The organism is Halomicrococcus gelatinilyticus (assembly GCA_024227995.1).
GTDB lineage: Archaea > Halobacteriota > Halobacteria > Halobacteriales > Haladaptataceae > Halomicrococcus > Halomicrococcus gelatinilyticus.
This window is the reverse complement of sequence record CP100465.1, coordinates 1,101,296-1,123,847: the sequence shown is the minus strand read 5'-3', so window position 1 is coordinate 1,123,847 and position 22,552 is coordinate 1,101,296. Positions and strand designations below refer to the sequence as shown.

25 protein-coding genes are annotated in these 22,552 nt (G+C 70.7%); 12 read left to right on the top strand and 13 right to left on the bottom strand.

Going from position 1 to position 22,552, the window contains the following annotated elements; translation table 11 throughout:
• Positions 1 to 74 precede the first annotated feature (74 nt).
• Positions 75 to 977, bottom strand: a complete 903-nt coding sequence (locus NKT36_RS06040; RefSeq protein WP_327053057.1) for a NosD domain-containing protein — start codon at positions 975 to 977, stop codon at positions 75 to 77.
• 157 nt (positions 978 to 1,134) lie between these two features.
• On the opposite strand from NKT36_RS06040, the gene NKT36_RS06035 reads away from it, so the two are divergent.
• Positions 1,135 to 1,470: a DUF7113 family protein gene (locus NKT36_RS06035; RefSeq protein ID WP_327053056.1), complete on the top strand. Its 336-nt coding sequence runs from the start codon at positions 1,135 to 1,137 to the stop codon at positions 1,468 to 1,470.
• Here the strand turns inward: NKT36_RS06035 and NKT36_RS06030 are convergent.
• On the bottom strand, positions 1,464 to 2,717 hold the full coding sequence (locus tag NKT36_RS06030; protein ID WP_327053055.1) for a DNA double-strand break repair nuclease NurA: 1,254 nt from the start codon (positions 2,715 to 2,717) through the stop codon (positions 1,464 to 1,466). The genes NKT36_RS06035 and NKT36_RS06030 overlap by 7 nt on opposite strands.
• A 227-nt stretch (positions 2,718 to 2,944) precedes the next feature.
• On the opposite strand from NKT36_RS06030, the gene NKT36_RS06025 reads away from it, so the two are divergent.
• The 4 genes from NKT36_RS06025 (at position 2,945) to NKT36_RS06010 (ending at position 6,279) form a co-directional block, all read left to right on the top strand.
• The gene (locus tag NKT36_RS06025) at positions 2,945 to 3,652 is read left to right on the top strand and encodes an NRDE family protein (RefSeq protein WP_327053054.1); all 708 of its coding nucleotides are present in this window, start codon (positions 2,945 to 2,947) and stop codon (positions 3,650 to 3,652) included.
• A 25-nt stretch (positions 3,653 to 3,677) separates the two neighbouring features.
• Positions 3,678 to 4,028 (top strand): helix-turn-helix transcriptional regulator, encoded by a 351-nt coding sequence (locus NKT36_RS06020; protein WP_327053053.1) that lies wholly within the window; start codon positions 3,678 to 3,680, stop codon positions 4,026 to 4,028.
• Between the two features lie 87 nt (positions 4,029 to 4,115).
• On the top strand, positions 4,116 to 4,901 hold the full coding sequence (locus NKT36_RS06015) for an enoyl-CoA hydratase/isomerase family protein (protein WP_327053052.1): 786 nt from the start codon (positions 4,116 to 4,118) through the stop codon (positions 4,899 to 4,901).
• Positions 4,902 to 5,082: 181 nt separating this feature from the next.
• Positions 5,083 to 6,279, top strand: coding sequence for an amidohydrolase (locus tag NKT36_RS06010; RefSeq protein ID WP_327053051.1), 1,197 nt, complete (start codon positions 5,083 to 5,085; stop codon positions 6,277 to 6,279).
• Between the two features lie 21 nt (positions 6,280 to 6,300).
• Here NKT36_RS06010 and NKT36_RS06005 read toward each other — a convergent pair whose 3' ends face one another.
• The 7 genes from NKT36_RS06005 to trpC form a co-directional block, all read right to left on the bottom strand.
• A complete protein-coding gene (locus tag NKT36_RS06005; protein ID WP_327053050.1) occupies positions 6,301 to 8,535 on the bottom strand; it encodes a transglutaminase TgpA family protein in 2,235 nt (744 codons plus the stop codon).
• Positions 8,532 to 9,602, bottom strand: a complete 1,071-nt coding sequence (locus NKT36_RS06000; RefSeq protein ID WP_327053049.1) for a DUF58 domain-containing protein — start codon at positions 9,600 to 9,602, stop codon at positions 8,532 to 8,534. Before NKT36_RS06000 ends, NKT36_RS06005 begins: the two co-directional genes overlap by 4 nt.
• Before the next feature lies 1 nt (position 9,603).
• Entirely contained in the window at positions 9,604 to 10,602 is a 999-nt protein-coding gene (locus tag NKT36_RS05995) for an AAA family ATPase (RefSeq protein WP_327053048.1), read from the bottom strand.
• Positions 10,603 to 10,962: 360 nt separating this feature from the next.
• Positions 10,963 to 11,745, bottom strand: a complete 783-nt coding sequence (locus NKT36_RS05990; RefSeq protein WP_327053047.1) for a 2-amino-3,7-dideoxy-D-threo-hept-6-ulosonate synthase — start codon at positions 11,743 to 11,745, stop codon at positions 10,963 to 10,965.
• 26 nt (positions 11,746 to 11,771) lie between these two features.
• Positions 11,772 to 12,659, bottom strand: coding sequence for a tryptophan synthase subunit alpha (trpA, locus tag NKT36_RS05985; protein WP_327053046.1), 888 nt, complete (start codon positions 12,657 to 12,659; stop codon positions 11,772 to 11,774).
• The gene (gene trpB, locus NKT36_RS05980; RefSeq protein ID WP_327053045.1) at positions 12,656 to 13,891 is read right to left on the bottom strand and encodes a tryptophan synthase subunit beta; all 1,236 of its coding nucleotides are present in this window, start codon (positions 13,889 to 13,891) and stop codon (positions 12,656 to 12,658) included. Before trpB ends, trpA begins: the two co-directional genes overlap by 4 nt.
• A complete protein-coding gene (gene trpC / locus NKT36_RS05975; protein ID WP_327053044.1) occupies positions 13,888 to 14,640 on the bottom strand; it encodes an indole-3-glycerol phosphate synthase in 753 nt (250 codons plus the stop codon). Before trpC ends, trpB begins: the two co-directional genes overlap by 4 nt.
• A gap of 181 nt (positions 14,641 to 14,821) precedes the next feature.
• On the opposite strand from trpC, the gene NKT36_RS05970 reads away from it, so the two are divergent.
• From NKT36_RS05970 to NKT36_RS05960, 3 genes are all read left to right on the top strand, one after another.
• A complete protein-coding gene (locus NKT36_RS05970) occupies positions 14,822 to 15,280 on the top strand; it encodes an MGMT family protein (protein WP_327053043.1) in 459 nt (152 codons plus the stop codon).
• 47 nt (positions 15,281 to 15,327) lie between these two features.
• A complete protein-coding gene (locus tag NKT36_RS05965; protein ID WP_327053042.1) occupies positions 15,328 to 15,921 on the top strand; it encodes a GNAT family N-acetyltransferase in 594 nt (197 codons plus the stop codon).
• A gap of 87 nt (positions 15,922 to 16,008) precedes the next feature.
• A complete protein-coding gene (locus NKT36_RS05960) occupies positions 16,009 to 16,152 on the top strand; it encodes a hypothetical protein (RefSeq protein WP_327053041.1) in 144 nt (47 codons plus the stop codon).
• Positions 16,153 to 16,298: 146 nt separating this feature from the next.
• Here NKT36_RS05960 and NKT36_RS05955 read toward each other — a convergent pair whose 3' ends face one another.
• Complete coding sequence (locus NKT36_RS05955; protein WP_327053040.1) at positions 16,299 to 16,571, bottom strand: ubiquitin family protein; 273 nt, start codon at positions 16,569 to 16,571, stop codon at positions 16,299 to 16,301.
• A 98-nt stretch (positions 16,572 to 16,669) separates the two neighbouring features.
• Between NKT36_RS05955 and NKT36_RS05950 the strand changes: the two genes are divergently transcribed.
• Positions 16,670 to 17,587 (top strand): dihydrodipicolinate synthase family protein, encoded by a 918-nt coding sequence (locus NKT36_RS05950; RefSeq protein WP_327053039.1) that lies wholly within the window; start codon positions 16,670 to 16,672, stop codon positions 17,585 to 17,587.
• Positions 17,588 to 17,647: 60 nt separating this feature from the next.
• Positions 17,648 to 18,043 (top strand): PPOX class F420-dependent oxidoreductase, encoded by a 396-nt coding sequence (locus NKT36_RS05945; RefSeq protein WP_327053038.1) that lies wholly within the window; start codon positions 17,648 to 17,650, stop codon positions 18,041 to 18,043.
• 17 nt (positions 18,044 to 18,060) lie between these two features.
• Here NKT36_RS05945 and NKT36_RS05940 read toward each other — a convergent pair whose 3' ends face one another.
• Positions 18,061 to 18,768, bottom strand: a complete 708-nt coding sequence (locus NKT36_RS05940) for an SDR family NAD(P)-dependent oxidoreductase (protein WP_327053037.1) — start codon at positions 18,766 to 18,768, stop codon at positions 18,061 to 18,063.
• A 301-nt stretch (positions 18,769 to 19,069) separates the two neighbouring features.
• On the opposite strand from NKT36_RS05940, the gene NKT36_RS05935 reads away from it, so the two are divergent.
• A complete protein-coding gene (locus NKT36_RS05935) occupies positions 19,070 to 19,561 on the top strand; it encodes a metal-dependent hydrolase (protein WP_327053036.1) in 492 nt (163 codons plus the stop codon).
• A gap of 1 nt (position 19,562) precedes the next feature.
• On the opposite strand, the gene NKT36_RS05930 is transcribed toward NKT36_RS05935, so the two are convergent.
• Positions 19,563 to 20,477, bottom strand: coding sequence for an alpha/beta hydrolase (locus NKT36_RS05930; protein WP_327053035.1), 915 nt, complete (start codon positions 20,475 to 20,477; stop codon positions 19,563 to 19,565).
• 44 nt (positions 20,478 to 20,521) lie between these two features.
• Complete coding sequence (locus tag NKT36_RS05925; protein ID WP_327053034.1) at positions 20,522 to 20,665, bottom strand: hypothetical protein; 144 nt, start codon at positions 20,663 to 20,665, stop codon at positions 20,522 to 20,524.
• Positions 20,666 to 20,978: 313 nt separating this feature from the next.
• Here NKT36_RS05925 and NKT36_RS05920 point away from each other — a divergent pair, with 313 nt between their 5' ends.
• Complete coding sequence (locus NKT36_RS05920; RefSeq protein WP_327053033.1) at positions 20,979 to 22,541, top strand: S8 family peptidase; 1,563 nt, start codon at positions 20,979 to 20,981, stop codon at positions 22,539 to 22,541.
• Positions 22,542 to 22,552 lie beyond the last annotated feature (11 nt).

The following is a 22,552-nucleotide window of genomic DNA, read 5'->3' as shown; positions in this document are numbered from 1 at the left end:
GCTGACGGCGCGAGAGCGCCCGGGTCGTCCCGTCGGGTCGCTCTCCGACGGCCCGGGCGAGCGGCCGCCGTCCGTCAGAGCGGGAGGCCGACGTACGTGAACACGTCGTCGAAGCCCAGGTCGCCGTCGCCGTCGAAGTCGAACCCGCGCTGCTGGTCGGTCGTCGCCGCCATCACGCCGAGGTGGTGGGCCGCGACGACGACCGGCAGCGCCGCGACGTCGAGGACGCCGACGTCGCCGTCGCCGGTCACGTCCTCGTAGCGTCCGTCGCCGTCGGGGTCGAGCGGCGGTCCGAGAGCGAGGCGGACGCCGAACGCGTCGACGAGCGGGACCGGCGCGTGGACGCCGACCACGTGGCTCCCCCGCGTCCGGGTGCCGCGGAGGACGTCGTCGCCGGGGTCGGCGAGGACGACGCCGCGCAGGTTCGACGCGACCGTCGCGTCGACCACGCGCGCGCTGGCGTTGCGGACGCCGACGCCGATGGCGTTCCCCCTCGCTGTCACGCCGCGCACCGTTACGCGGGAGGCGTTGCGGACGGCGACGCCGCGGTTCCAGTTCTCGACCCGCAGGTTCCGGACGGTCACGTTCGCCGCGCCGTCGACGAGGACGCCGGTCGTGTCGCTGACGCCGTTGCCGTCGACCTTGCCGCCGCGGCCGTCGAGCACGACGTCGTCCGCGGTGACGTGGAGGCAGGGGGAGGAGATGGGCGGATTCCCGTCGAGCGTCCCGCCCGCGAGGACGTACCGGCCGGACTCGTCGACGGTGGTGCAGGAGTCGAGGGCGGTCGCGCCCGCCGGCGTCGCGTCGCCGGTGGCGTCGGTGGCGGTGGCGGCGGCGTTGGTTGCGGGGGCGTTGGTTGCGGCGGCGTCGGGTGCGGCGGCGTCGGGTGCGTCGGTCGAGTGGGCGGGCGCGACGCCCGCGACGGCGACCGCGAGCGCGACGGCGACCGCCAGACCGACACTGCGTGCGGGAACCATGGATTCGTTCACGCCGCTCTGTCGGTTATATTCTGCGCCCGGTCCGTCGGATCACCCGTCGGGCGCCGCCCCGACGGTCGCGCCGGACCGGATCGCCGGCAGCCGTCCGTCTGACGCCCCCGCGTCGCTTTTGTTCCGTGGTCGCGTACGAACGTCCATGTTGCTCATCCGCGGCGAAGCCGGGGGGACCACCCTGACGGGGACGCTCTACGAGCGCGGCGAGCGCGCTCCCTCGTTCAAGGGCGCGCCCGACGAGGACGCCCCGTACGTGTGGGTCTGCGACGAGTTCTACGAGGTCGAGAGCGGGGGGACCGAACAGGTCGTCGAGGGGGAGGAGGTGAACGTCGCCTTCGAGTCGCCGATGCCGCGCGGGTTCGACACCCGCGAGCAGGCGCTCACGGCGGCCCGCGACCACGTCCGGACGCAGTTCGTCCGCATCGGCGTCGACGCCGAGGACGTCGACATAACCGTCGAGAAGGCTGAACTTCAGTAGTCGCGGCCCCACCTGACCGCGTCGTAGTTGTCGTCGAGTTCGCTGTCGAACGACCGCTCGAACCGCTCCAGCAGCGACCGCGTTCCCTCGCGGCTGATGCGCGCCAGCGCGTCCGCCTTGGCGATGGCGGTCGGCGGGCCGCGCTCGACGGCCACCTCCTTCAGCACCTGCCGCTCGATCTTCTCGCGGCAGTCCGGGTCGCTGGTGAACGCGTACGGCGCCTCCACCTTGTAGATGAGGTCACGCCGCGGGTCGTACACCATGCAGAACGTCACCGCGTACTGCTCGGGGTCGAGGTCGCGGTCCAGGTAGCGCTCGGCCGCGTCGCTCCCGAAGAAGGCGTCGGACCCGGCGCGCGAGCGGAACCAGTTCGTCAGCGTCAGGTCGTCGGTGAGCCGTTCGTACCCGCCGTCGCCGTCGTACTCCCGGCGTTCGAGCAACTGCGCGAACAGGGCGGCGTCGTGCGCCCACGGCGCGTTCAGGTCCTTGTCCCGCAGCGCGCGGACGACGGCCTTCGCCGAGGTGTTCTTGACGAACCCCGCGAGCGGCACGTCGCGCTCGACGAACCGCTCGACCAGGCGCACGTAGTTGTCGAGGATGGTCCGGATCTCGTCGGCGTCCTCGAACAGCGCGGTGAGCTCCGGGCTGCGGTCGCGCCAGCGCAGGATGCCCTTCGGGTAGATGGGGCCGTCCAGCAGCAGGAAGTCGTCCACGTCGTCGGCGTGGTCGAGCGCGTGCTGGCTCTCCGCGAGGTAGAGCGAGAGCGCGTGGACGACGTCCTCCTCGTACTCGTCGCAGCGGGGCGCGTGGACGATGCGACGCTTGCTCGCCTCGCCGTAGCACTCCCACTCGCTGGCGAAGTCCCGCGCGACGTCGTTGGTGTGCAGCGCCTTCACGACGGTCCGGGAGTCGTGGAGGTCGAGGTCGGAGGGCGTCGCGCTCATGGCGGCGTGGGCCACGTCGACCACGAGGCCGTTCTTGAACACCGCCGGCGTGATGCTGCCGGCGTCGAGGCCGTGCATCGTCGGGAACCGGTCGGGCTCCAGCGCGACGTCCTCGACGTCGACACGTCGCCGCTGGAGTTCGTCGAGCGGTTCCAGCGTCGCCGTGCCGTCGTGGACGAGCGGGTCCATGAACTCCGTCCAGACGGTCTCCGCGAGGTCCCGGTGGTCGCGCTCCTCGCCCTCGTAGTCGACCCTGTCGGCCAGTTCGGCGATGCCGTCGAAGTGCACCGGGTCGAGCGTCATACCCGGGTCAACCCATCCCCGTGGAAAAAAGCTCCCGGTGAGCGGGCGGAGAATTGCCACGTCGGTGGTAACCGGGGTGCGCAGTTGGTTTGCTGGAGCGGCCCCGACCGCCGACGTCAGGGGGTTTCGCGGCCGCCCACCCGTTTTAGCGGGACGACTTCCTCCGGACTCGATGGCCCGTGCTAGCGACGAACAATTTTAATCGCAGGCGGTCCTACCTCGAAAGCGTGTGTACCCTGATAGTCGCGTGGCAGGTGTTCGACGACGCCCCGGTCGTCGCGGCCGCGAACCGTGACGAGGCGCTCGGCCGGCCGTCGCTGCCGCCGGACGTCATCGACGCCGACCCGGCCGTCGTCGCGCCGCAGGACGAGGAGGCCGGCGGCACGTGGATCGGTTACAACGAGCATGGGCTGTTCGTCGGCGTGACGAACCGGCGGGCCGACGTCGAGGGCGAGCGCTCGCGCGGCCTGCTGGTCCGGGACGCGCTGGCCCGCGAGTCGGCCGACGGGGCGGTCCAGTACGTCGAGCACGAGCTCGCGAACCGCGACTACGCCGGATTCAACCTGTTCGTCGCCGACGCCGACACCGCGACGGTGCTGGAGTGGGACGGCGTGCTCCGGGCGACCCACCTCGACCCCGGCGTGCACGTCCTCGTCAACGAGGGGCTGAACGACGTCGCGCCGAAGGCCGAGCGACTGCGCGAGGCCGTCCGCCCGGAGCCGCCGTCGAGCGCCGACGAGCCGGCGGAGTGGCTCGACCACGTCGAGGACGTGCTGGCGGACCACGACCTCGACGCCTGCGTCCACGGCGACGGCTACGGGACGCGGTCGTCGTCCGTGGTCGTCCTCCGCGCCGACGGAACGGCGAGCTACCGGTTCGCCGACGGCCCGCCCTGCGAGACCGAGTACCGCGACGTCGCGGAAGGTCAGCTTTAAACGCTCCCCGGTGCCTGTATAGAACATGAGCACGGCAGCGTCCGAGGAGGACCTCACCGAGGACGAGCGCAAGGGTCTCGAACTCGTCCGCGAGTCCGGCGGCATCCACCAGAGCGACTTCTGGAAGGAGATCGACGTGTCGTCGCGGAAGGGGAGCCGCATCATCGAGTCGCTGGTCGAGAAGGGACTCGTCCAGCGCGAGGAGACCGTCTACGAGGGGCACAACACCTACTTCGTCACGCCCGCCGCGCGCGACCTCGACTTCTCGCTGCTGATGGCCGGCGACATGCTCTCGCCCTTCATCGGCGAGGAGGAGATCGACCCCGAGAGCGACGCCTTCTCGCAGTGGATGATGAACCTCGCCTACGAGGAGTAGCGCGCCGGTGCGATTCTCGCCGCATTCGCAGCCCACCAGCGACCGCGACGCGGTACGATTTTCACCTCCCTGTCCGCACGTTCGGCCGTGACCGAGTACGAACACCTCGACGTCGAACGCACCGAGGGCGTGGTCCGAATCGTCATGGACCGGCCGGCCACGAACAACGCCATGGACCGGTCGATGGCGGCCGACCTCCGGACCGCGACGGCGAACGTCGTCAACGGGGACTCGCGCTGCGTCGTCCTCACGGGCAGCGAGGGCGTGTTCAACACCGGCGCGGACCTCTCCGTCCTCGACGGCGACGGGAGCGACGCCCGCACGCTCCGGAAGATCGCGTCCAGCCTGCACCGCGCGGTCGAGAACCTCGTGCGAGCGCGCAAGCCGGTCGTGACCGCCGTGAACGGCGTCGCGGCGGGCGGCGGCTTCGGCCTGGCGCTCGCGGGCGACCTGGTGGTCGTCGCCGACGACGCCCGGTTCGAGTTCGCCTACCCCCGCGTCGGGTTGACCGGCGACGGCGGGTCGACCTTCTTCCTCCCGCGACTGGTCGGCCTCCGGCGCGCGAAGGAGATCGCGCTGCTCGACGAACCGATCGGCCCCGAACGGGCAGTCGAGATGGGCCTGGCGACCGAGGCCGTCCCCGCTGGGACGTTCGACGAGCGCGTCGCGGAACTGGCGGCCCACCTCTCCGACGGCCCGACCCGGGCCCACGCCAGGACCAAGCGTCTGCTGACGGAGAGCGCTGGCCGCGGCCTCTCCACCCAGATGGCGGCCGAGACGGACGCCGTCGCGCGGATGACGACCACCGGCGACTACCGGCGCGGTCTCGCCGCCTTCTTCGACGACGCCGACCCCGCGTTCGAAGGTCGGTAGCCGGCCGCTTGGCAGTACGGCAGCCGCCGGCCGGCACAGCACGTGTCGGCTGGCACGGCGCGCGCCAGCCGGCGCTGTCGCCCGGTTCCTGTACTCGACCCCCTCCCCGGAACGTGACGCTACGCCGCCAGCTCGTATTTCGAACCGAAATACTGATTGTGGCTCTCTCGCACGGTAGCCCATGCACGCTATCGTCAACGGCGAGGTGCACACCGTCGCCGACGCCGGTACGATCGAGGACGGAACCGTCCTGCTCGCGGACGGCGAGATAGTCGCGGTCGGCGCGGACGTCGAAGTCCCAGACGAGGCCACGGTCGTCGACGCCGGCGGCGACCCGGTGACCCCCGGTCTCGTCGACGCTCACAGCCACGCCGGGATGGACGAGTGGGGCGAACCGGAGGACAGCGACGTCAACGAGCTTACGGACCCGGTCACGCCGCACGTCAACGCCATCGACGGGTTCCACCCGCGCGACGAGGAACTGCGCCACGCCTACCAGGGCGGCGTGACGACGGTCAGCGCCCGGATGGGCAGCGGCAACGTCGTCGGCGGCGTCATCTGCTCGATGAAGACCTACGGCGACGTCGCCGACGAGATGCTGCTCCGCGAGGACGGCATGAAGGCCGCGATGGGCGAGAACCCCAAGCGCATCCACGGTGAGGAGAACGGCCGCGAACCGACGACGCGCTCCGGCGTCGCCGCGACGCTCCGCGAGGCGCTGATGGCCGCCGAGGACTACGTCGACCGACGCGAGCACGCTCGCGAGGCGGGCGAGCCGTTCGAGCGCGACCTCGGCATGGAGAACCTCGCGCGCGTCGTCGAGGGCGACCTGCCGCTGCGGGTGCACGCCCACCGCGCCGACGACATCGCCACCGTGTTCCGCATCGCCGACGAGTTCGGCATCGACGACCTCTCCATCGAGCACGCGACGGAGGGCCACGTCCTCGCCGACGCGTTCGTCGAGCGCGACGTGCCCGCGGTCGTCGGGCCGTCGCTGTCCTCCGCCTCGAAGTACGAACTCCGGAACATCACCTTCGACACGCCCGGCATCCTCCACGAGGCGGGCGTCACGGTCGCCATCCAGACCGACGCGCCGGTGCTCCCCCAGGAGCACCTCGACGTCTGCGTCGGGCTGGCGGTCCGGGAGGGGCTCCCTGAATCGGCCGCGCTCCGGACGGTCACCCGCAACCCCGCCGAGATCCTCGGCGTCGAGGACCGCGTCGGGACGCTGGCGGAAGGAACCGACGCCGACGTCGTCGTCTGGGACGGTCCGATGTTCGACCTCGGCTCCGACGCCAGGGACGTCTTCGTCGACGGCGAGCACGTCTACGACGCCGACCGCGACGACACCGACCCTCGCGAGGACTGGGCGTGGTGAGCGCGGTCGAAACGGCCAGCTCTACTCTCCCAGCGACCGTCCGCGGACGAGGTCGTCCACGAGCGACACCGCCTCGTCTGCCTGCTCGCGGTTCACCTCGCCGGCGTAGCGCGCGCGCTCGTACAGCTCGCCGACGCGGTGCGCCCGGTCGTCGAGGCCGACGTGCGAGAGCGCGTCCAGGTACTCGCGCGGCGTCTCGCCCGGCCGTCGCTCGCGGAACTTTTGACCGAGCCGGTGTTCGAGCCGGTCGAACGCTCGTTCGACGTCAGTCTCGGGGTCCTTGCGCGGCTGCCACCGCACCCACGCGACGCGGTACACTCGGTCCAGGGCGTTCGTCCGTCGCGCCACGACGGCCAGGCCGAACAGCACCAGTCCGCCGTACAGCAACTGCTCCGTCGACGGCGGTTCGACGGGGATCGACCCACCCGTCCCGGGCGTCGTCGTGCCGTTCGTCGGTGGCGTGGTCGTGGTCGTGGTGCCGGTTCCTGGGGCGATTCTGTCGCGCCCGTCGATGGGGTTCGGACCGTCGCGCCCGTCGCTGGTCGAGGTGTCGTCGTCGGGCGTCGTGGTGGACGTCGAGTCCGACGGGGGCGTCGTCGTCGGTTCGGGCGTCCACGTGCCGTTCTCGCTGCCCTCGGCGTCGACGCCGGATTCGCCGGCCTCCCGCGCCCGGTCGACGCGCGTCTGTTCGGCCTCCCGGCGGGGTCCGCTCGGCGTCGGGTCGAAGCGGACCCAGCCGACGTCGGGGAAGTACGCCTCGACCCAGGCGTGGGAGTCGAGGCCGCGGACGACCCACTCGTCCTCGGTGACGCGCTGGCCGGGCGTGTACCCGGTGACGAACCGGGCGGGCACGCCCTGCGAGCGCAGCATGACGACCATCGAGGTGGCGTAGTGGACGCAGTACCCCTGCTCCATCTCGAAGACGAACTCGTCGGCGACGCCGCCCGACGGGTTCTCAGCGTCGAGCGAGTACTCCTTGTTCCCCTCGAGCCAGTTCTCGATGGCGACCGCCGACTCGTAGGGGTTGTCGGCGTCGCTGGTGATCGAACTGGCCCGCTCCTTCAGGCGGTCGGAGGTGCTGGCCGGCAGTTGCGTGTACTGCCGCTCCACCCCCGCGGGGTAGTCGGTGCCGGCGTTCCGGAGCTGTGCCGGCGTCTTCGCGGGGACGCGACTGACGACGGTGTAGGAGTCGTTCTCCGTCAGCGTGCTCCCCGGGATGAGTCCGCCGGTGCTGCTGACGCGGACGCCGCTCGCGCCGATGCCGGAGGCGCGGACGGGCTTCCACGCCGCGGGCATCGCGTCCATCGCGTCGGTCTTCACCGTCACCGTCTGGCGGAGCCCGTAGTCCACCCCGGGCGGCGACGACTGTGGCAGTTCGGCGGTGCCCTGACCGCTCCGGACCCAGTCGTCGCCGGTGTAGCGGTCGTAGGCGCCGACGCGCCAGTACCCCCACCGGTCGGCTTCCACGACGAACTGGACCTCCGGCGAGAGGTCGATGCTGCCGCCGACGGAGACGCGGCGCTCGTTGGTGACGAGGCTGCCGCTGGCCGCCCCGGCGTCCCCGCCGCTGGGGAGGATGGGGCTCGCCTGCCCGCCGGGGACGACGCTCACCGTCGTCGAGAGCAGGACCATCAGCACCAGCGCCACGGCCAGCACGTCGAGCTGTGCGCCCGTGCCGCCGTAGCGCGCGAGGGTGCCGAACGCGACGACGCCGAGCGCGCCCAGCACGCCCGCCAGCGTCGCGAACGAACCGACGTCGCCCGTGAGCACGAAGAAGCCCAGCGCGACCCCGCCGGTCGCCGCCGCGAGCGCGTACCGGCGCCGGAAGACGAGGTACCAGGGGACGAACACCGTCGCCGGCGCGACGGCGAGCGCCCACGTCCCCACCTCGCGCATCTGCAGCACCGAGAGGCCGGTCAGTAGCGCGACGTTGTCCGCGATGATGCGCCCGGTGCGAGAGAGCGCGAGGTACGCCCCCGGCACCGTCGCGTAGTAGGCGAGCATCCCGGCGACCAGCAGTCCCCCGCCCAGGACGAACGCCGTCCACGCGGGGAGCTTCCGCGCCAGGACCGTCGCCGCCACCAGCGCGCCGGCGACGAGTAGCGCGAGGTCCGCCTTGCCGCCGACGACGTTCGTGATCCCGTAGAGGACGCGCAGGTACGACCAGACGAGCACGGCCGTCGACGCGACGGCCAGCCAGTGGAACGAGATGCCGACGTCGCCGACCCGGAGGCGGTCGTCGGTCGTCGTGCTCATCGCGGCTCACCCCCGTCGGAGGCGGCGCTGGTCGGGTCGCCGGACTCCGTCGTCCGGACGCGACGTTGCACCGAGGACTCGTCCGCCACCGCGTCCTCGCTGGCGGCGAACTCGTCGAACGTCGACGCGACGTCGCCGATGCGCACCTCGGCGGTGTCGCTGTCGGCCGCGCCGCGGACGACGACGTTCGCGCGTTGCAGTTCCGCGTCGTGGACGTCGCCGGTCTCCATGCGCGCGAGCAGCGTGAGCAGTTGCGTCCGCTGGTGGTCGTCGTCGGCGGGACCGACCCTGCCGCCCGGCGTCGTCAGGCCGACGGCGAACCCGGCGTCGAGGAGCGCCAGGCCGATGCTCGCCGCGGCGTCGGCCACGTCGTCGACCCGGCCGCCGTCGGCCTCGGCGACGACCTCGAGCTCCGGCCGCTCCGATTCGGGCTGAAACTCGCGGACGAGAAGGTCGCCGTCCGGCTGCTTCGCGCTGGACTTCCAGTGGACGTCCCGGAGCGGGTCGCCGCGCTCGTACTCGCGCAACTGGTCGAACTCGCGGTCGTCGACGACCAGGCCGTCCTCGTTGAGTGCGGTGATGGCCGCTGGCGTCGCTACCTCGTGGACCCGGGGGAAGACGAGGACCGTCTCGCGGATGCGGTGCGTAAACGTCCGGGTGAACAGCCCGAACACGTCGGACGCGACGACCCGGACGGGACCGACGCGCTGCTCGCCCCGGTCGACCAGCCGCACGTCGAACTCGACGGTCGTCTCCCCGACCGTCGTCTCGACGGCGTCCGGGTCGACGCGGAGGCCGTCGTCCACGTCGAGCGCAACCCGTCCGGCGAACGGGTCCGACGCGCTGAACGCGAGCGTCGCCGTCGTCGTCTCGTCCCGGAACCCGTAGGAGGGGACCGACACGTCGAGGTCCGCCGGGTCGAGCCGCTTCGCCTGGACGTACCCGACGCCGATCGCGACGACGAGAGGTGCGACGACCGCGTTCAGTGTCCGGGCGCCGAACGAGACGGCCATCGCGAACGCCACTGCCGCGACGCCGATGAGGGCGAGTCCGCGTCGCGTCAGCATCTCACTCCACCGGAACGCTGTCGAGGGCGTTCCTGACGACCGTCCGTCCGTGCTCGCCGCCCATCGACCCCGACTCGCTGCGCACGCGGTGGGAGAGCACCGTCTCGGCCTCCGTCTTCACGTCGTCAGGGACGACGTAGTCGCGGCCGCGTAGCGTCGCCCGGGCCTGGGCGGCCCGCAGCACGGCGATGGACCCGCGGGGGCTGACGCCGAGGCGGCTGTGGTCGCGCGTGTAGTTCGCCAGCCGGGTGACGTAGTCGCGGATCGGCTTCTCGACCGTGACGTTCGTGATGGTCGCCTGGGCGCGGAGCACGTCGCTGACGTTCGCCACCGCGTCGAGCTGGCGGATTGGGTGCTCGCCGACCATCCGGCGCAGCACCTCCGACTCCTGCTCGGGGTTGGGGTAGCCGAGCGAGAGCTTCTTCATGAACCGGTCGACCTCGGCGATGGGGAGCTCGTAGGTGCGGTCCTGTTCGACGGCGTTCTGCGTCGCGACGACCGTGAACGGCTCGGGCACCTCGTGGGTCTCGCCGTCGATGGTCACCTGTCGCTCCTCCATCGCTTCGAGCAGCGCCGACTGCGTCTTCGGCGGCGCGCGGTTGATCTCGTCCGCGAGCACGACGTTCCCGAACACCGGTCCGGGCTGGAACTCGAACTCGCGGGACTTCTGGTTGAACACGTTGACGCCGGTCACGTCGGACGGCAGGAGATCGGGCGTGAACTGCACGCGCTTGAACGAGCAGTCGATGGAGCGGGCAAGCGACCTCGCGAGCATCGTCTTGCCGACCCCGGGGACGTCCTCGAGCAGGAGGTGTCCGCCGGCGAGCAGCGTCGTCAGGGTGTGTTCGGCGACGTCGTGCTGACCGACGATGACCTGCTCGATGTTGTCGATGATGCGCTGGGACAGGTCGGCGGCTTCCTCGACGGGGAGCGGTTCGGCCAACTCCTCCGTCGGTCGTTCCTTCGCCTGCGGCGTTGGGTCTGTATTGGCTTCCTTCATGCTCTGGTGGCGGGGTAGGTGGACGACGCTGGACCGCGGCGGTGGCACGTCCGAAGCCTGGACGACGCGCCACCGAAACGAACAGTCCTCGAATGCGTCTCCGTCGTTACCCGTACCTGTGTGCACGTACCTTTGTAACTTTTGTCACTACTCAAACGAGTGTCAGGGTCTTCGGTGACGAAAGCACAGCCTGGAGGGCGACGTGAGCGGCCTCTCGTTGACGATGCCCGGCACCGAAACCGGAGTGCGGCGTCGTCGAGCGGTGGTCCGTTCGGATTGCTGTCAGCGATCCGTTCGGATTTCTGGCAGGACGATGCCGGGATTGCGACGTGCGTCTCGAACGTGAGACGTCGACTCTCGCTACAGTCCCGCCTCGCGGAGGGCGTCCGCCGCGGTCATGTCCTCGTGGACGACGCCGGCGACGGCGCGCGCGATGGCCTCCGGGTCGTCGTGCTGGAAGACCGAGCGACCCATCGAGACGCCGGCCCCGCCGGCGTCCATCGCCCCCCGGACGGCGTCGAGCGTCGCGCGGTCGCCCTCCGGTTCTCCGCCAGCGATGATGACGGGCAGGCGCGTCGACTCGACGACGTGCTCGAAGCTCCCGGCGTCGCCGCTGTAGGCCGTCTTCACGACGTCCGCGCCGAGTTCCTCCGCGAGACGGACCGCGTGGCCCAGGCTCTCGGCGTCGTGTTCGTCGACGCCCGGGCCGCGGGCGTAGGCCATCGCGAGGACGGGCATCCCGAGGCGGTCGGCGTCGTCGCAGACCTCCGCGAGCTGGGTTATCTGGTCCGGTTCGTGGTCGCTGCCGACGTTGATGTGGAAGGAGACGGCGTCGGCGCCCGCGCGGACGGCCTCCTCGACGGTCCCCGTCATGCGCTTGTCGTTGGCGTCCGGGCCGATGGTCGTCGAGGCGTTCAGGTGGACGACGTAGCCAGCGCCGTTCCTGTTGTCGTGGACCCGCGGCGCGATGCCTTTCTGGGTGAGGACGGCGTCCGCGCCGCCGCGCGTCACGGCGTCGATGGTCGCCTCGATGTCCTTGAGTCCTCGTACTGCTCCGAGTGTGATACCGTGATCCATCGGCACGACGACGAACCGGCCGTCGCGTCCGATGCGATCGAGTCGTGCTGCAGTTCCCGTGTTCATGGTGTGTGAAAGTGTGGCAAGACGAATTATGTGCGTTCCGGTTGCGGCGTTTCTGACGACCCTTCGCACGCCCCCGATTTCAGTGCAGCGGCTTTCGATTCGAGGCGGCCGGCCACCTCGTCGGTCGGGTCGTCGAGGCCGTCGGCGATGACGTCGACGTACGCGCTGCCGACGATGATGCCGTCGGCGCCGCCGGCGACGATCTCGCGGGCGTGGTCGCGCTCGCTGATGCCGAAGCCGACCGCGGTCGGCACGTCCGCGTCCGCCAGGCGGTCGAGGCTCACGTGCGTGTCGGCGCTCACGTCCTCGCGCGCGCCGGTCGTCCCGAGGCGACCCTGGACGTAGACGAACCCGGAGGTCCGTTCGAGCATCCGTTCGAGGCGGTCCTCGGTGGTCGTCGGTGCGACGATGAAGACGAGGTCGACGCCGTGCTCGCGGCACGCCTCGTACATCGGCCCGGACTCGTCCACGGGGAGGTCGGGGACGACGAACCCGGAGATACCGGCCTCCGCCGCGGCTTCGACGAACGCTTCCGGTCCGGCGCCGTCGTCTTCTCGCGGGTCGCTCTGCTCCCCGCTCGTCCGTTCCGAGGCGCTTCGCGCCTCGCCGTACTGGTAGATGAGGTTGTAGTAGGTCATGCAGACGACGGGGACGTCGACGTCGAGGTCGCGGACGAGGTCGAGGTAGGCGTCCGGCGTCATCCCGGCGTCGAGCGCGCGCTTGATGGCGCGCTGGATGGTGGTTCCCTCCGCGACCGGTTCGCTGAACGGCAGGCCGAGTTCGACGACGTCGGTCCCGCCCGCGACGAGCGCCTCGACGTACGCCTTCGTCGCCTCGGCGCTCGGGTCGCCAGCCGCGACGTACGATATCAGCGGCGGGTCGCCATCGAACGCCGCCCGGAGGTCGGAGCTCACTCCTCGAACACCTCCATCGACGGCGCGCCCGCGACGTCGCGGGCGTCGGACTCCTCGATGACGGTGTCGAGGTCCTTGTCGCCGCGCCCGGAGACGTTCACCACGACCGGTCCGTCGCCCTCGTACTCCTCCAGGTAGGCGACGGCGTGGCTCGACTCCAGCGCGGGGATGATGCCCTCCTCCCGGGAGAGCCGATGGAACGCTTCCAGCGCCGCGTCGTCGTCGACGTTCACCGGCGTCACGCGCCCGGTGTCGACGAGGTGGGCGAGTTCCGGACCCACGCCGGCGTAGTCCAGGCCCGCGCTGACGGAGTGGGACTCGACGATCTGGCCCTCGTCGGTCTGGAGGAGCTTCGTGCGCGCGCCGTGGAGGACGCCCTCCGTCCCCGTCGAGAGGGAGGCGGAGTTGGGTGCGTAGCCCGCCTCGGCGTCCACGCCCAGGCTGTCGCCGCCCGCCTCGACGGCGAGCAGGTCGACGCTTTCATCTCCCAGGAACTCCGCGAACGCGCCCATGGTGTTCGACCCGCCGCCGGAACAGGCGACGACGGCCTCGGGGAAGCGGTCGAGCCGGTCGAGCGACTGCTCGCGGGCCTCCTCGCTGATGACCGACTGGAAGTCGCGGACCATCGCCGGGAAGGGGTGCGGGCCGACGACGCTCCCGATGACGTAGTGGGTGTCCTGGACGTTCGTCGCCCAGTCGCGCATCGTCTCGTTGATAGCCTCCTTCAGCGTTCCCGACCCGACGTCGACGGGGTTGACCTCGGCGTCGTGGACGCGCATCCGGAACACGTTGGGCCGCTGGCGGTTCACGTCGGTGCGACCCATGTATATCTCGCAGGGGACGTCGAGGTACGCGCAGGCCATCGCCGTCGCGGTGCCGTGCTGGCCCGCGCCGGTCTCCGCGACGACGCGCTCTTTGCCCATGTACTTCGCGAGCAGCACCTGCCCGAGCGCGTTGTTCAGCTTGTGCGCGCCGCCGTGCAGCAGGTCCTCGCGCTTCAGATAGACGTCGAAGCCGTAGCGCTCGGAGAGGTTCGCCGCGTGCGACAGCGGCGTCGGCCGGCCGCCGAACTCCCGGAGGTGACGGCGGAACTCGTCCACGAACCCGTCCTCGTTGTCGAGGACGTACCGCTCGTAGGCGTCGGTCAGTTCCTCGACGGCGGGCATCAGCACCTCGGGGACGTACTGGCCGCCGTAGTCGCCGAACTTGCCGTCCTCGCGCGTCCCGCTCATGCGTTCACCAGCCTCCGCGTGTTCGCGGCCACGTCGCCGTCCATGATGGCGCTCCCGACGAGCAGGGCGTCCGCGCCGGCCTCGCGCATCCGCCGGACGTCGCCCGGCGTCGAGACGCCGCTCTCGGCGACCAGCGTGACGTCGTCGGGCGCGTCCGGGGCGACCGACTCGAACGTCCCGAGGTCGACGTCGAGACGGGCGAGGTCGCGGTTGTTGACGCCGACGACGTCCGCACCGGCGTCGACGGCTTCGCGCAGTTCTTCGCGCGTGTGGACCTCGACGAGCACCTGGAAGCCGCGCTCGCGGGCCGCCGCGAGCAGGCCGTCGAGGTCGTCGACGAACCGGACGACGAGCAGGACCACGTCCGCGGCGACGGCGTCGAACTGTTCCTCCCGGAGGACGAAGTCCTTCCGCAGCACCGGGACGTCGACGGCCTCGCGGACGCGCCGGAGGTTCTCCGGCGACCCGCCGAAGTGCTCGGGTTCGGTCAGCACCGACAGCGCCGCCGCGCCGCCGTCGACCATCTCGCGCGCCAGCGCCACGGGGTCGTCCGTGCGCTCGCCGTCCGTCGTCGGACTGGTCGGTTTCACCTCTGCGATGACGGGCACCCGGCCGTCGGCCTCCGCCGCGGCGAGCGCGTCCGGGAGCGAGCGCGGCCGCACGTCCACGCGCTCGTCCGGCGTCGCTCGCGTCTCCGCGGCCCGGAGGATGGACCTGACGGGCGGTGCGAGTTCGCTACCTGTATCCATTATCGTACACCAACGGACTAGATTGTACATAAGGATTGCGTCCGGCGGCGCGCGTCGGACCACCGCCGCCTCCTCACTGGTGTCTGACGTTATACGGGGCGCTTCCGCCGGCGTCCCGGATGCCGAACGCGTCCGCGGTCGGACGAGAATCTTCAAGTCCGCGAGCGGCGTCGGGTCGCGTATGGACGATGCCGGCATCTACGCGCGCGAGTCGACGTACCTGGACCGCTACGTCCAGGTCGGGGTGGCCAGCGGGCGGGTCCTCAGCGTCTCGTTCCCCCGGGAACCGGACGAGGAGGCCGCGGACGCCCACGACCTGCTCGACCGCATCTTCGCCTACCTCGAGGGCGTCGAGGAGGACTTCGCGGACGTGCAGGTCGCGCTCACCCTCCCGACCGACCAGCGCAGCGTCCTGGAGCGCGTGCGCGAGATCCCCTACGGCGACCAGATCGACGTCGAGACGCTGGCGCGGATGACCAGCGGCGTCGACCACACCGACGACGAGGACCTGAACGTGGTCCGCACCGCGCTCGACGAGAATCCCGCGCCGCTGCTGGTGCCGGACCACCGCGTCCGGGACGGTCCCAGCGCCGCACCGCCGGACGTTGAGCAGAAACTGCGGTCGCTCGAAGGGCTGTAGGCAGGTTCCGCCACACCTTTTTACCTCCCGGTGGCGAACCTCCTGCCATGTACGTCCGGGACGCCAAAAACAGGGAGGAGGTCTGGTTACTCGATCACATCGAGGCGATGGGTCTGGACGAAACCGCCTTCCGTTCCCGGGATTACGTCGTCGCCATCGACGAGGAGACGGGCGAGAAGGCCGGTTTCGGCCGCATCCGCATCCACAAGCCCGAGGACGCGCCCGAGATCTGCGAACTCACCAGCATCGGCGTCCTCGACGCGTGGCGCGAGCAGGGCGTCGGCGCGCACGTCGTCGAGCGCCTCGTCGAGCAGGCCGGCGACCAGGGCTTCGAGGAGGTGTACGCCCTCGTCGGGGAACCGAGGTACCTCACCCAGTTCGGCTTCGACCTCGTCGACAGGAGCGCCCTCCCCGAGAAGTTGCAGGACCGACTCGAATCGAAGCGGGAGGGCGTCGAACCGGACGCCGTGCCGGCGGTCCTCCCGGTCGACGAGTTCGAGATGCCCGACCGCCTCCGCGAGCGGTTCAAACACGCCGAACCGCGCGACGACCGCGAGACCGACGAACCGGAGGAGTCGCCGGAGGACTTCGGCATCGACCCCGACAGCGCGACCTACAAGTACGACACCGGCGGCCAGTAGTACGACACCGGTAGCCGGTGTCGGCCGGCGCGGCCGCCACGTTCCGGGAGCCACAGCGAACTTGTCGCTTCCCGTCGACCTCCCTCCATGGAGCGGTGTCCAGTCTGCGGGATGGAACTGTACGAGAATCGCGCGAACGAGTTCCCCACCATGCACCTGGGGCAGCGCTACCGCTTCTGCTCGGCGGAACACCGCGACGAGTTCGAGGCGACCCCCGGCGAGTACGACTGAGACAGCAGGACGGCGACGGGAGGTTTGCGGGGTCGGACTGGAACGTCGAGAGAGGACGGTGAGGGAGTAACAGTCGAGAGCGCGCCGTGCGAGCTACTTCTTGCGGTCGGCGTTACCCGGGGGCGGGACCGGCGGTTCGCGGCTACTCAGGCGTTCGGCTGGACGCGGACGGTGTCGCCGGCCTCGACGGTGCTCCTCGTCGACACCGGTTCGGTCGCGTCCTTCGACTCGCGGACGACGCGGACGTCCGGGCGGAAGCCGCGCTCGCCCAGGATGCCGGCGCGAGCCTGCGGGCCGCGCTTCTCGCCGAGTTTCTCGATGACGTCGGCGACCGTCGCCGACTCGGGGACCGCGACGCGGGCGTCGCGCGTTCCGGTGCGCGCGACCACCGACCCGGTGAGCTCGATTCTGACGTTCATACTCGTACATACGACTGGCGGCCCAAAAAGTTTACTCACGGTCGAAAAAGTCCTCGCGAACAATGGTGCTTATGCGTCCGGCGGGTGACGCTCCGGACATGACGAACGCACCAGCACCGGGGGACGACGACCCGCTGGACCTGCACGGGGTCGTCCCGCCGACCATCACGGCGTTCGACGAGGACGAGTCGGTCGACTACGAGGCGACGGCGGCCCACGCGCGGTTCGTCGTCGACCACGGCGCTCACGGCGTCTTCCCGCTGGGGACGAACGGCGAGTTCCCGCTGCTGACGACAGGAGAGCGCGACGACGTGGTCGAGGCCGTCGTCGAGACCGTCGGCGGCGAGGTGCCGGTCATCGCCGGCGTCGGCGCGCCGAGCACGCGCGAGACCGTCGGCCACGCCGAGCGCGCGGAGATGGCGGGCGCGGACGGCGTCGTCGTCGTGACGCCGTACTACTACCCGCTGGACGCCGAGGCCGCCGTCGAGCACTACCGGCGCGTCTGCGAGGCGGTCGACCTGCCGGTGTACGTCTACCACATCCCGAGCAAGACCGGCAACGAACTGTCGCTCGACACGGTGTCGGAGCTCGCCGGCCTGCCGAACCTCGCCGGCGTCAAGGACTCCAGCAAGGACGTGCCGTGGCTCGGGCAGGCCATCGACGCCCACCCCGAACTCACCTTCCTCGCCGGGTCCGATTCGCTACTGTTCCCCGGCCTCGAGGTCGGCTGCACCGGCATGGTCAGCGCCGTCGCGAACGCGTTCCCGGAACTCGTCGTGGACCTCTACGAGGCGTACGACGACGGCGACGAGGACCGCGCCCGCGAACTCCAGAGCCGGGTGTACGCGGTCCGCGACGCGCTCAAGACCGGCCCGTACATGGCCGGCGTGAAGACCGCGCTCGACCTGCGCGACGTCGGCTTCGACCCCGGTCCGCTCCGCAGTCCGCTCCGGACGATGGACGACGAGGACCGCGCGACCCTCGAGTCCGACCTCCGCGAGTTCGACCTGCTCTGAGCGACCGGCTCCGAGCTACAAGGTTTATTGTCGGCGCTGCCGTCGAGACGCAGTCCGACCATGACAGCCATCCCGGACGCGTACGACGACCTCTTCGAGCGGGAGACGCTGGCGCACTTCGCGACGGTGCTCCCCGACGGCGCGCCCCACGTCGTCCCCGTCTGGATCGACCGCGACGGCGACCACCTGCTGGTCAACACCGTCCGCGGCACCCGCAAGGAGCGCAACCTCCGCCAGGACCGCCGCGTCGCGCTCTCGCTCGTCGACCCCGACGACCCGACGCGATTCCTCGCCGTCCGCGGCGAGGTCGTCGAGGCGACCGAGGAGGGCGCGGTCGACCACGTCAACGAACTCGCCCGGCGCTACATGGACGTCGAGGAGTACCCGCGACTCGACCAGGAGTCGGCACCGCGGGTCCTGCTGCGCATCCGCCCCGACCAGGTTACGACCGGGTAGCGACGCTGTCGCACCACTCACCCGCGCGTCGCCTGCCGCCACTCCTTGAGGCCGACGACCTGTCCGTCGACCTCGGCCGGGTCGGCGTCGGACGCCGCCCACAGGAAGAGTCCGGCGACGTCCTCCGGGTCGCGGCCGGCGGCCCCTTTCTCGCCCATCATCTCCGTCGCCACGACGCCGGGGTCGAGGCCGACGACCGTCGCGTCGAGTTCGGCCGCGAACCCGCGGACCAGCGCCTCGGCGGCGGCCTTCGAGACGGCGTAGGAGCCGTACCCCGGTCGCGACTCGTGGCCGATGGAACCGGTGGGCACCAGCACGTGCGCGGCGTCGTTCAGGTGCGGGAGCGCCTCACGGACGGTCGCGTGCACCCCGCGGACGTTCGTCCGGAGCGTGTCGTCGAAGGCGGCGTACGACTCCTCGACGAGCGGCGTCTCCCCGGGCGTCCCGTGGTAGACGCCGGCGCACGCGGCGACGACGTCGACGCCCTCGCCGCCGACCCGCGCCGCGGTCTCAAGCAGGCGCTCGACGTCGTACTCGTCGCGCACGTCCGCCCGCATGCCGCGGACCGTCCCGCCCGCCTCCTCGACGTCCGCGACGGCGTCCTCGACGTCCTCGCCCGCTCGACCGCAGACGACCACGGTCGCGCCCGCGTCGGCGAACGCGCGAGCGACTGCCGCACCGATTCCCCGCGTCGCACCCGTCACCACCACGGTTCGTTCGTCCATGTCCCCACAGACGGTCGGCTGGCTGAAACCGGTTTCCGTCGGTGCGACCGCCGGGCGCGAACGCGCACGGCGAGCGTCTCGTGGGCGGAGCGAACGAGCCGACGGACGACGCACTGCGTTCGTCTCCCGGAACGTGGAGCCGGGTCGGCCGGGGGCTCGCTGGCCGTCCCGACCGCTCCCCGTCCCGGCTGTACGTCTGCACACCACCATTTCGTGGCTCCTCCGGCACCACGTCACGTATTCGTACACTATCAGTCGACGGACACGGACAGTTATTCCGCTGGGAGCCGACCACCTCGCCATGCATCGGCCGGGCCACTACGGCGTGGCGCTGGCGCTGTACGCGCCGCTCGGCGGCACGCTCGTGGCGTACGACCAGTCGGCGCTGGCGCTCGCGGGCGGCGTCGGCGTCCTCGCGGTGACGAACCTTCCGGACGTCGACGGCAAGACCGACAGGCTCCAGCACCGCGGGCCGACCCACTCGCTGGTGTTCGCCCTCTTCGTGGGTCTCCTCACCGCCATGGTCGCCGGCCTGCTGGCCTTCGAACTCGGTCCCGTCGCGGTGCTGGGGGTGGCCATGGTCGGGTTCCTCGTGGGCGTGCTCGGCATCGTCGCGCACCTCGTCGCCGACGTGCTGAACCCCATGGGCGTCCGACCCTTCTGGCCGTTCTCGTCGCGCCGGCTCACGCTCGACCTGGTGCTGGCGAGCAACCGCGCCGCGAACTACGTGCTGCTCGCCGTCGGCGTCCTGGCCTCGGTCCTCGCGTGGTTCGTCGGGTCGGCGCTGCGGTGACTCAGCCCGGCAGGTGTTCGTCGAGGAACGTCGCCTCGTGGGCGACCAGTTCGTCGAACGCCGCGTCGAACCCGTCGAAGTGGCCCATCGGCAGCGAGAGCAGCGTCGCGTCGTCGAACGCGTCGACGGCCGAGGCGACCGACGACGCCGGGACGACGTCGTCCTCCCGGCCGGCGACCAGCAGGACGGGACAGTCGACCTCCCCGGCGCTCGTCACCGGCCGGTAGAACGGCACGCGAAGCAGCGTGCGCGCCGGGACGGCGTTGTCCCAGGTCTTCGGGTCCGGCACCATGTTCAGCACGCCGCGCTTCGCGCCCGGGGAGTTCATCACCGCGAACTCGTCGGGGTCGGCGACGACCGGGACGCGGTACGGCGCTCGGAAGGTGTACTTCCGGACGAGGTCGCGGACGCCCGCCACCGTGCCCTTCAGTGCGTGGCCGACCCCCGCCGCCCGGGTCACCGCGCGTCCGTCGAGGAACGGCACCTGCGCGACGACGGCGCGGACGCGGGGGTCGCCCGCCGCCACCTCGACGACGTGGCCGCCGCTCAGCGAGACGCCCCAGAGCGCGACCTGTCCGCCGTCGACGCCGTCCAGTCGGCGCACGCGCTCGACGGCGGCCTCCCAGTCGGCGACCTGCCGCGCCGGGTCGACGAGGCCGCGCGGCTCGCCGCCGCTGTCGCCGAAGCCGCGGTAGTCGAACAGGAAGACGGCGTAGCCGCGGGCGACGAACGCCTCGGCGTACGCCTGCAGGCCGAAGGTCCGTTCGCCCGCGAACCCGTGGGCCATGACGACCACCGGCGGTCTCGCCGTCCCCTCCGGGGTGTACAGCCAGCCGGCACACCGCGTGCCGTCGCTCTCGAAGTCAACGTCGTCGCGCGCGTAGCGGAGGTGTGACAGCCGACGTCCCGTCTGCATCTGATATCGGCCGGACCGACGGCCGCCACCGACTTAAAACCGGGTCAGAAATCCGCGAACGACAGTTCGTCTTTCTTCCCGGTCACGGCCTGCATCATACACCCCCGACACACCCACATCTCCCCGGTCCGGGAGACCAGGCGCGTTCCCTTCTCCTTTCGCTCCTCGCAGATCTCACAGGCGTCCATACCCCGTCCTCGACGGGCGCGTAGTTCAATCTCCTGCCCGTTTCGGGTGACGGCCCTCGCGGACCTCTTGCGCCGTCGACAGCAGTCCAGCGCCACCGACGTGGCGGGCACCGGTCCTGCGCCGCCGACGCGGTAGACGCTGGTCCACATTCTTGCGAGATGGAACTGACACCGAAGAGTACGACGGCTCCGGGCCGGAACAGGAACGCTGTGCGTCGCTGATACCGGTGTAACGCAATCAGCGTCTAGTATATATTTTATTAATAGACTAAATAAAATTTAAATACTCTCCACCTAGTTGCTAGTTCGTTGCATGCCAGACGACAACGATAGATTCGACCGACGTACGTTCCTGAAAGCGACTGGCGCGGCCGGTGCCGCGGCGGCGCTCGGCGGCGTCACGGCCGCGACGCCGGGCCGTGAACCGGGTGCCAAGGAGGACGAGGTACTGGTCGGCGTGTCGGCCGGTGCAGGCGACGTCGAGCGGACGGTCGCCCAGCACGTCCCCGGCAACGCCGAAGTCGTCCACAAGAACGAGACGCTCCGATACGTCGCGGTGAAGTTCCCCGGGAACGCGACTGCCCGGGAGAACTTCGTCGACGCCGTGACGTCGAAGGACGGCATCAAGTACGCCGAGAAGAACGAGACGCTGCAGACCCAGTACACGCCGAGCGACCCCGACTTCGACCAGCAGTACGCGCCCCAGCAGGTCAAGTCCGACCAGGCCTGGGACACGACGCTCGGCGACGCCAGCGTCACCGTCGCCGTCGTCGACACCGGCGCCCAGTACAGCCACCCCGACCTCGCGGAGAACTACCGGTCCGACCCCGGGTACGACTTCGTCGACGACGACTCCGACCCGGCCCCCGACGTCCCGTCCGACGAGTACCACGGCACGCACGTCTCCGGGTGTGCAGCGGCCGTCGTCGACAACGGCACCGGCGTCTCCGGGCAGGGGAACTCCTCGCTCGTCAACGGCCGCGCGCTCGACGAGGACGGTTCTGGTTCGACGTCCGACATCGCCGACGCCGTCGAGTGGGCCGCCGACCAGGGTGCCGACGTCATCAACATGTCCCTCGGTGGCGGCGGCTACACGGACACGATGAAGAACGCCGTCTCCTACGCCTACGACAGCGGCAGCCTGGTCGTCTGCGCGGCGGGCAACGACGGAACCGGTAGCGTGAGCTACCCCGCGGCGTACAGCGAGTGCATGGCCATCTCGGCGGTCGACGACGGCGAGAACCTGGCGTCGTTCTCCCAGTACGGTAGCGAGGTCGAACTCTGTGCGCCCGGCGTGGACGTCCTCTCGACCACCACGGAGACTCGCGGGAGCTACGAGACGCTGTCGGGCACCTCGATGGCGACCCCCGTGACGTCCGGCGTCGCGGGGCTGACCCTCGCGAAGTGGGACCTCACCAACGCCGAACTCCGCAGCCACCTCAAGAACACGGCCGAGGACGTCGGTCTCTCCAGCGACGAGCAGGGCAGTGGCCAGGTCGACGCGTACGCCGCGGTCACCACCGACCCGTCCGACAGCGGCGGCGGCGGTGACGGCGATTCGACGAGCACGACGGTCTCCGACTCGCTGTCGAGTTACGCCGACTACGACGACTGGACGTGGGCGTGGGAGTACAGCAACCCGAGCAGGGTCGAGGTCGTCCTCGACGGCCCGGCTGACGCCGACTTCGACCTCTACGTCAACACGGGCACCACGGCGAACGCGGCCCCGAGTGACCACGACTACGCCTCCACGAGCACGAACAGCCAGGAGGCCATCACCATCGACGACCCCGACGACTCGACGGACATGCAGATAAACGTGGACTCCTACAGCGGGTCGGGCAGCTACGACCTGACCATCACGGAGTACCAGTAACTCTCCGACGG

Bases quoted from the DNA above. Each gene is read 5' to 3' on its own strand.
- NKT36_RS06040 (WP_327053057.1), bottom strand. From the start codon at position 977: ATGGTTCCCGCACGCAGTGTCGGTCTGGCGGTCGCCGTCGCGCTCGCG.
- NKT36_RS06010 (WP_327053051.1), top strand. From the start codon at position 5,083: ATGCACGCTATCGTCAACGGCGAGGTGCACACCGTCGCCGACGCCGGT.
- NKT36_RS05960 (WP_327053041.1), top strand. From the start codon at position 16,009: ATGGAGCGGTGTCCAGTCTGCGGGATGGAACTGTACGAGAATCGCGCG.
- NKT36_RS06035 (WP_327053056.1), top strand. From the start codon at position 1,135: ATGTTGCTCATCCGCGGCGAAGCCGGGGGGACCACCCTGACGGGGACG.
- NKT36_RS06020 (WP_327053053.1), top strand. From the start codon at position 3,678: ATGAGCACGGCAGCGTCCGAGGAGGACCTCACCGAGGACGAGCGCAAG.
- NKT36_RS05945 (WP_327053038.1), top strand. From the start codon at position 17,648: ATGACAGCCATCCCGGACGCGTACGACGACCTCTTCGAGCGGGAGACG.
- trpB (WP_327053045.1), bottom strand. From the start codon at position 13,891: ATGAGCGGGACGCGCGAGGACGGCAAGTTCGGCGACTACGGCGGCCAG.
- NKT36_RS05920 (WP_327053033.1), top strand. From the start codon at position 20,979: ATGCCAGACGACAACGATAGATTCGACCGACGTACGTTCCTGAAAGCG.
- NKT36_RS06000 (WP_327053049.1), bottom strand. From the start codon at position 9,602: ATGCTGACGCGACGCGGACTCGCCCTCATCGGCGTCGCGGCAGTGGCG.
- NKT36_RS06005 (WP_327053050.1), bottom strand. From the start codon at position 8,535: ATGAGCACGACGACCGACGACCGCCTCCGGGTCGGCGACGTCGGCATC.
- NKT36_RS05925 (WP_327053034.1), bottom strand. From the start codon at position 20,665: ATGGACGCCTGTGAGATCTGCGAGGAGCGAAAGGAGAAGGGAACGCGC.
- NKT36_RS05940 (WP_327053037.1), bottom strand. From the start codon at position 18,768: ATGGACGAACGAACCGTGGTGGTGACGGGTGCGACGCGGGGAATCGGT.
- NKT36_RS05995 (WP_327053048.1), bottom strand. From the start codon at position 10,602: ATGAAGGAAGCCAATACAGACCCAACGCCGCAGGCGAAGGAACGACCG.
- NKT36_RS05970 (WP_327053043.1), top strand. From the start codon at position 14,822: ATGGACGATGCCGGCATCTACGCGCGCGAGTCGACGTACCTGGACCGC.
- NKT36_RS05950 (WP_327053039.1), top strand. From the start codon at position 16,670: ATGACGAACGCACCAGCACCGGGGGACGACGACCCGCTGGACCTGCAC.
- trpC (WP_327053044.1), bottom strand. From the start codon at position 14,640: ATGGATACAGGTAGCGAACTCGCACCGCCCGTCAGGTCCATCCTCCGG.
- NKT36_RS05990 (WP_327053047.1), bottom strand. From the start codon at position 11,745: ATGAACACGGGAACTGCAGCACGACTCGATCGCATCGGACGCGACGGC.
- NKT36_RS05955 (WP_327053040.1), bottom strand. From the start codon at position 16,571: ATGAACGTCAGAATCGAGCTCACCGGGTCGGTGGTCGCGCGCACCGGA.
- NKT36_RS05965 (WP_327053042.1), top strand. From the start codon at position 15,328: ATGTACGTCCGGGACGCCAAAAACAGGGAGGAGGTCTGGTTACTCGAT.
- NKT36_RS05930 (WP_327053035.1), bottom strand. From the start codon at position 20,477: ATGCAGACGGGACGTCGGCTGTCACACCTCCGCTACGCGCGCGACGAC.
- NKT36_RS06030 (WP_327053055.1), bottom strand. From the start codon at position 2,717: ATGACGCTCGACCCGGTGCACTTCGACGGCATCGCCGAACTGGCCGAC.
- NKT36_RS05935 (WP_327053036.1), top strand. From the start codon at position 19,070: ATGCATCGGCCGGGCCACTACGGCGTGGCGCTGGCGCTGTACGCGCCG.